The organism is Ilumatobacter nonamiensis YM16-303 (assembly GCF_000350145.1).
GTDB lineage: Bacteria > Actinomycetota > Acidimicrobiia > Acidimicrobiales > Ilumatobacteraceae > Ilumatobacter_A > Ilumatobacter_A nonamiensis.
Genome location: NZ_BAOL01000288.1, coordinates 1 through 7,241 on the forward strand (window position 1 = coordinate 1; position 7,241 = coordinate 7,241).

Annotated in this window: 6 protein-coding genes; all 6 read right to left on the reverse strand. The window is 67.7% G+C overall.

All coding sequences use genetic code 11. The features are described from left to right. Positions 1–491: ABC transporter ATP-binding protein (locus ON45_RS19790; RefSeq protein WP_148288794.1), on the reverse strand; the 491-nt coding region annotated here is incomplete at its 3' end. Further along, the gene (locus tag ON45_RS19795) at positions 488–1,510 is read right to left on the reverse strand and encodes an ABC transporter permease (RefSeq protein WP_241432256.1); all 1,023 of its coding nucleotides are present in this window, start codon (positions 1,508–1,510) and stop codon (positions 488–490) included. The genes ON45_RS19795 and ON45_RS19790, both read right to left, overlap by 4 nt. Positions 1,511–1,520: 10 nt before the next feature. Further along, the gene (locus tag ON45_RS19800; RefSeq protein ID WP_040496377.1) at positions 1,521–3,878 is read right to left on the reverse strand and encodes a cyclic nucleotide-binding domain-containing protein; all 2,358 of its coding nucleotides are present in this window, start codon (positions 3,876–3,878) and stop codon (positions 1,521–1,523) included. Positions 3,879–3,897: 19 nt separating this feature from the next. Continuing rightward, positions 3,898–4,620: a mycothiol-dependent nitroreductase Rv2466c family protein gene (locus ON45_RS19805; RefSeq protein WP_040496379.1), complete on the reverse strand. Its 723-nt coding sequence runs from the start codon at positions 4,618–4,620 to the stop codon at positions 3,898–3,900. Positions 4,621–4,651: 31 nt separating this feature from the next. After that, a complete protein-coding gene (locus ON45_RS19810) occupies positions 4,652–5,470 on the reverse strand; it encodes a hypothetical protein (protein ID WP_148288795.1) in 819 nt (272 codons plus the stop codon). 171 nt (positions 5,471–5,641) lie between these two features. Further along, on the reverse strand, positions 5,642–7,241 hold a 1,600-nt coding region (locus tag ON45_RS19815; RefSeq protein WP_040496381.1), incomplete at its 5' end, for an ATP-dependent Clp protease ATP-binding subunit.

Consider the following 7,241-nt stretch of genomic DNA (forward strand, 5'->3'; position numbering starts at 1 on the left):
ACCGCGACGCGCTGCTGCTGTCCGCCGGAGAGCTGTGACGGTTTGTGCTTGGCCCGGTCGGCGAGCCCGACTCGATCGAGCATCTCGTCGGCGCGCTTCAACGCCGTCGAGCGCGGCACGGTCTTCGACACGATCAGCGGGACCGCCACGTTCTCCCGAGCGGTCAACGACGGGATCAGGTTGAAGCCCTGGAAGACGAAGCCGACGTGGTGCTTCCGGTAGTCGTCGAGCGCTCGGCCGGACGCGGCGGTGACGTCGAGTTCGTTCAGACGAATCGATCCGGACGTGGGCGACAACATCCCGCCGATGCACGACAACAGCGTCGACTTGCCCGACCCCGAAGGTCCGAGCAGCACGACGAGTTCACCCGGTCGGGCGTGGAACGACAGGTCGTCCAGCACGCGCACGACGTAGCCGTCGCCCGCGTACTCCTTGACGAGCCCGTCGATGACGAGTCCGTCGGCGGAGTCGATGATCGGCTCGGCGCTCATCCGAACGCCTCCGCGGGGTCGGTTCGATTCACCTTGCGGACGCCGATCATCGCTGAGGCGAGCCCGACGATCACGGCGACCGCCGGGACGATGACCAAGGCCGAGCCGGGGATCCGCACGGGCAGGGGGAACACCGGCTCGATCAGCTTGGCGGCGACCGCGCCGATCGCGGCAGCGATGAGCGCGACCACGACGGCCTGCATCGCGAGCCCCGCGCCGAGCGACCGCCCGCTCGCTCCGACCGCTTTGAGAACCGCGAAGTCCCGCTCGCGTTCGAGTGCCGTGAGGTAGATCACCGCGCCCATCACGATCGCCGCGACGCACCACAGCAGGATCCGGATCAGGTCGATCGACGAGACGGCCGACTCGATCGGTCCGAGGGCATCGTCGGCTACCTGCTCGCCGGTGAGCATGGTCGCACCGTCGACGTCGCCGGGGTCGCTGCCGTCGATGACGAACCCGGACACCACGTCGACGCTCTGGAACGCGAGCTGTTGGGCCGACGCGAGGTCGACGAAGACCAGCGCCTGGCCGGCGAGCACGGTGCTGTCGGCCGTCTCCCCGACGACGGTGAACGTCTCGGGGCCGACCGTGACCTCGTCGCCGACATCGAGTCCGAGTGACCGGTCGACCACGACCTCGTCGGCGGCAGCGACTCCGGCTCCCGCCACGACGTGTGGTTGACCGAGTTCGCCCGGCCGATGGCCCACGAGGACGATCTCCGTCGCTTCGGCGCCGTCGGTCGTGAGCGATCCGCGGCTGACCACGATCGGGTGTGCGGATTCGCCGATCGAGGCGCCGAGTGAGGCCGGAAGGACCGAGACCGACGTGAACGGACCCGAGACGCCGTCGGCGACGACCCACGTGTCGGCGCCGATGCCGTCCACGGCGTTGCGGGGCTCGTTCTGGAGCTGGTTGACCAGTCCGGTCATCAGGTAGAGCAGCGTGAGGACGAGTGCGACCAGCACCGTCACGAGCGCAACTCGTCGCGCGCGGTACTGCAGGTCACGCAGGGTCATCAGGAACACGTCAGCGGCTCCCTCTCTCGGATGGGGTGGCTGGGGCGGATGGCTCCACCGTGGTCGACGGTGCGGGTTCGCCCCACGGGGAACCGCCTCGTTCGGCCAGCCACGGGTCGAGCGCCGCGCACGATTGTGCGTGTCCGCCGTCCGCGGCAGGAACGACCATGCCGAAGTCGAGGAGTGGGATCTGCCGCAGGTCGAGTTCGAGGTGGAGGTCGATGATCCCTGCCGCCAGGTGGTCGTCACGTGTGCGTGACGAACCGATGAGCAGTGATCGCAGCAGGGTGGTCGCGAGTGCGGGATACCGCGTGGTGTCGGCCGGCCGCTCCTCGCGACGCAACACCCGACGTACCGATCGCTCGGCCCGTCGAGCCGACCGGGGAACCATCGTCGACCGCATCACCGTCCAGCCGGAGACGGACAGGCCGTGGTCACCCTTCGCGGTCGGTCCCTCCGGCGGAGCCACGTCGCTGGCGATGATGACACCGATCGACGGGTCGGAGCCGAACACACCCGCCGGGAGGTTGTCGAGGATTCCGCCGTCGGCGAGCAGGTGGCCGTCGCGTGCGACCGGGGGGAGCACACCGGGGATGGCGATCGATGTCCGGATCGCCCGCGCCACCGGCCCGTCTCGGTGGACGACGATCTCGGCCGTCGTGAGGTCGGTGCTGATGCACGCGCACGGCGTCCAGGTGTCGTCCATCTCCCACTCGTCGAACTGCTCGTCCAGCACCCTGACGATCCGCTCGCCCTTGATCAGCGACACCAACGGGATCGTGTAGTCGAGCAACTTGTCGGCACCCTGTTGCGTCACCCTGAGCAGTTCGTCGGGCGGTACCTGCTGTCCGATGCCGCCGGCGACGATCGAACCCATCGACGTGCCGACCACCCGATCGATCGGGATCCCGCGTTCGGTGAGCGCGCGGTAGACACCGATGTGCGCGTGTCCGCGTGCGCCACCTCCGCTCAGCACGAGGCCGACACCGCGCCCTGCGGCGAGGCGCGCAACCCGGCTGATGTCGGTTGCGGATGATCCTCGCAGGTGGTGAACCTCGTCGACCCCGAACCGGTCCCGCAGGCGAGCGGCGCCGGACGGCCGAGGGCACTCTGCCGGGTGGCGGACGGCGAGCCAACGCGGAATCCCTGCAGGGGTCGTGTCGAGCAGGCGCGTGATCACGGCCGCCTCGTCGTCGTCCGGATCGGGCGAGCAGATGATCACGATCTGATCGGCATGGTGGAACGCTCGATCGACCCAGTTCGGCGACTCACCGCTGCGCAGCCCCGGTCCGGTGTCGAGCACGACGTGATCGGAGTCGGTCTCGGCCTGGTGGAGGAGTTCGGCGAGTCGGATCTCACCGAATGCCCCGGCCCGCGTGTCGGCGATCCCCGGGCTCCGCAACGTCCGGTCGATGGACCCGGCGGTGAGGTGGATCGTCGACCCACAGGCCTCGAGCGCGTCGACCATCGTCGTGGTGATGTCGTCGTGCTCGGTGGAGTCGATGTCGGCCGTGATCGCGAGGGCGAACGAGCGCTTGGACGGAGCGGCGGCAGTCTCGCTTCCCGATCGAGCGAGGACCCGGCGGACCAGCCCCATCGCCAGGGAGGTGTGGTCGCCGCTGAGTGCCGCGAAGTCACGGGCGCTGAGTCGGGCGAGTGAGGAGTCGCGCAGCGCGACGACAGTGGCGTTGCGGACGCGATCCTCGAGCAGCCCGAACTCGCCGACGATTCCCCCGCGTCCGACTTCGACGACGCGGCTCGTGACCACGTCGTCATCAGGACCGGACCGGTCGTCGGACTCGAAGTCGGTCACGCCGAGTCGCCCGCTCACGACGAGATAGGCAGCGTCGGCAGGATCGCCCCGCTCGAAGAGCGTCTGTCCTGCGGAGACCGATGTCCAGGTGACGCGGTCGGCGATCGCGGCGACCACGGCGCCGTCGTTCGCCTGGAGTTCATCGGACAACAGCGCCGCGACGCGTGACCGGTTGGTCCGTTCGCGGGCCGCACGAAGGATCGATTCGGACGCGTCCGGGTGCTGCTCGAAGACCTGGTGGAGAACGTCGCGTGAGAGGGAGGCGACCGTGGTCGGGCCACGCGCTGCCAGGGTGGCCGTGCGTTGTCCGCCGATCAGTGTCGTCACTTCGCCGATGATCGCCCCTCGCTCGTGTACGGCGACCGTCATCGGACCCGCGTGACCATCCACCAGCGCCTCGACTGCACCATCGAGGATCACGTACGCCTCGCCACTCTCGTCGTGCTCGCGGCAGAGCAGCTCGCCGTCGGCGAACTGGCGACGCTCGCCCGCCGAGGTCAGCTCGTCGATGAGTGCGTCCAGCGGCTCGGTCGTGGTGTCCCGGGGTGTCGTCATCAGCGGTGAGGGTCAGACGTCAATCGCCGAACGCAACGACCGTTCCCCGGTCGATCGACACCCAGTCGCGGGCCTCGAGGTAGGGGCGGAACCGATCGGCGATCACCGCCCCGTGGGATGCGTTCTTCGGGCGTTGAAGCTCGAACAGGTAGGGGAACTCCAGCCAGGCAGTCGTGGCAGTCCACAGTCGCAGCGCAGCGTCGCCCGTCGGCGGGTCGAGCACGACCGGGCCGAAGAAGCACTCGGGTTCACCCTCGTCGTTGACGAACTCCGGAAAGAACAGCGTCGGAACCCCGTACCCACCGGCGGAGACCACGCGGTCGTGTTCGGCGCGGACCTCGTCGTGCGTCGATTCGTCGTTGATCGCCACGTCGACGATCGAGGGGTCGAGGTCGAGCTCGATCAACAGGTGTCGAGCGACGTCAGGGTCGTGAGGCTTGTGGCCGTCCTCGTGGAGTGCGCGCCCGGCGCGTTCGTACCACCGGTCGAGATCGTCCATCGAGGTGCGACGGAGCAGTGCCCCGATCCGCATCATCGACCATCCGTACGACCACTCGCGCTCCCACGGGTGCTTCTTGCCGTCCTGGCGGTTGATCTCCTCGAGGCTGAAGAACTTCCAGTTGATCGTGAGATCCGTCTGGGTCCGTACGTCCCGGATCCACCTCGAGGTCTGATACGCGAACGGACACATCACGTCGAAGTGGAAATCCACCTCCGTCGGTGTCGTTCGGCCCCCGCCCATGGTCAAACCATGCCACAGATCGACGGCGCCATCACCAGCCCGGGTGCGTGGCCTCTTGTTCCGGCAGTGCGCGTCGGCGGTACCGGCGGGAACGCCGCCATCGCGCCACGGCGACGTACACGATGAACAGCGTCATGAATCCGACCCACGCGATCAGCGCGATCAGCGCGACGGTGGCAACGGGGCGCGCCCACTGTCCACCGGCCGACGGTTCCTGCTCACTCCGCGCCGACGCTTCGAGAATCGATCCGTCGACCGGGACCGTCCACCGGAGGGTGCCGTCGTCGAGGACCTCGGCGTTGGTCTCGGCGTCGACGAGTTCGCCGGGCAGGGTGACGTTCAGAACGGCACTGAACGACGACGCAGGATCGGCACCCGACTCCTCGATCCGAGCTGCGAACGGCACGCCGCCCGCAGCGCTGACGAGGTCATCGTCGGCGAACGAGGCGAAGCCGTCGGGAAGCCCGAGGTTGGCGCGGGCGATGTTCGTGGCGCTGTCGCCGTCCTGCCCGCGGCCGATGGTCGGGTCGTTGAACGGCGGACCAAGACTCCGCAGGAGGTTCGTGGCCTCGTCCTTGCCCTCGAACGGGTGCGAGAGGACGAGGAGCAGACCGCCGTCGGGCGTGGCCGTCGGACCCTCGATGGTCCATCCGGCGGCGGCGATGTCGTCGAGCACGAGGTCGTCGGTGATCGTCGGAACCTCGCTCACCAGAGCGGCGTCGGCCTCGGCGGTCACGGTGACCGTTCCGGTGCCGTCCGGGTTGACGACCACGTCGGCCACGACGTCGAGCTGGCAACCGGTGAGCGCGAACAGACCGGCCAGGAGGAGCGCGAGGCGTCGAAGACTCACTCGTTCACGCGCCGCCGACATCACCCGCCAAGTATGACGTAGAGATCACCGAATCGGTTGGAGCCTCGTCGCCGAAAATGTTCTCGACCCCGTTCCGTTGCAGCGACGGCAACGGAACGGGGTCGAGAAAGGTCGGTGGCGGGGTTCAGACCCGCCTGCCGGCGAGTGGCCTCAGTCGGCGGTGGCTTCGGGCGGCGGAAGTTCGCCGCCGCCCTCGGGCGTGGCCGGCGGTTCGGTCGCCGTCAGCTCGAGCTCGACCGATGCCGGCGGCACGAAGCCTTCGACCGCGGTGAACGTGAACCGTTTCTTGCCCTCGTTGTCGGGATCGTCCTCGACGTCGACGACGATGATCTCGCCCGCCGAGAACTCCTTGTACAGGATCTTCTCGGACAGCGAATCCTCGATGTGACGCTGGATCGCACGACGCAGCGGACGTCCACCGAGCGTGGGGTCGTATCCCCGATCGGCGAGCAGTTCCTTGGCCTCCTGCTTGAGCTCGATGCCCAGGCCCTGGCCCTCGAGCTGCTTGACCAGCCGCTCAAGTTGCATGTCGACCATCTGCAGCACCTCGTCACGAGCGAGCTCGTGGAAGACGATGGTCTCGTCGATGCGGTTGAGGAACTCGGGACGGAAATGGGTCTTGAGGGACTCGTTGACCTTTTCCTTCATCCGCTCGTAGCTCATCGCCGTGTCGTCCTGCGTGAAGCCGACGTTGGCCTTGCGCAGATCCTGGGTGCCCAGGTTCGACGTCATGATCAGCACCGTGTTGCGGAAGTCGACCGAACGGCCCTGGCTGTCGGTGAGGCGACCCTCCTCGAGGATCTGCAACAGCGTGTTGAACACATCTGCGTGGGCCTTCTCGATCTCGTCGAACAGCACGACAGAGAACGGCTTGCGCCGCACGGCTTCGGTGAGCTGGCCGCCCTCTTCGTATCCGACGTAGCCGGGAGGCGAACCGACGAGACGGCTCACCGCGTGTGGCTCCATGTACTCGGACATGTCGAGGGTGATCATCGACTTCTCGTCACCGAACAGGTACTCGGTGAGCGTCTTCGCGAGTTCGGTCTTGCCGACGCCGGTGGGGCCCAGGAAGATGAACGAGCCCGACGGCCGCTTCGGGTCCTTGAGACCCGCACGCGTCCGGCGGATCGACTGGCTGACCGCCTTGATGGCGTCCTCCTGGCCGATGATCCGCTTGTGCAGTTCGTCCTCCATGTGGAGGAGGCGTTCGGTCTCTTCCTCGGTGAGCTTGTACACCGGGATTCCGGTCCACAGCGACAGCACCTCGGCGACGGCTTCCTCGTCGACCTCGTCGAACAGGTCGACGCCGGACTCCTTGACCTCGGACTCCTTCTCGGCCTTCTCCTCGAGGAGCTTCTTCTCCTCGTCACGGAGGCGCCCGGCTTCTTCGAACTGCTGCTCCTCGACGGCGGTCTTCTTCGCCTCCTGGACGTCGGCGAGCTTGGTCTCGATCTCGCGCAGGTCGGGCGGCGTGGCCATGCGCTTGATGCGCAGACGGGAACCCGCCTCGTCGATGAGGTCGATCGCCTTGTCGGGCAGGTGGCGGTCGGAGATGTAGCGGTCGGCGAGGTTCGCTGCGGCGACCAACGCCTGGTCGGTGATCGTGACCCGGTGGTGCGACTCGTACTGGTCGCGGATGCCCTTGAGGATCTCGATCGTGTGAGCCAGCGTGGGCTCGTCGACCTTCACCGGCTGGAAACGACGTTCGAGCGCAGCGTCCTTCTCGACGTGCTTGCGGTACTCGTCGAGG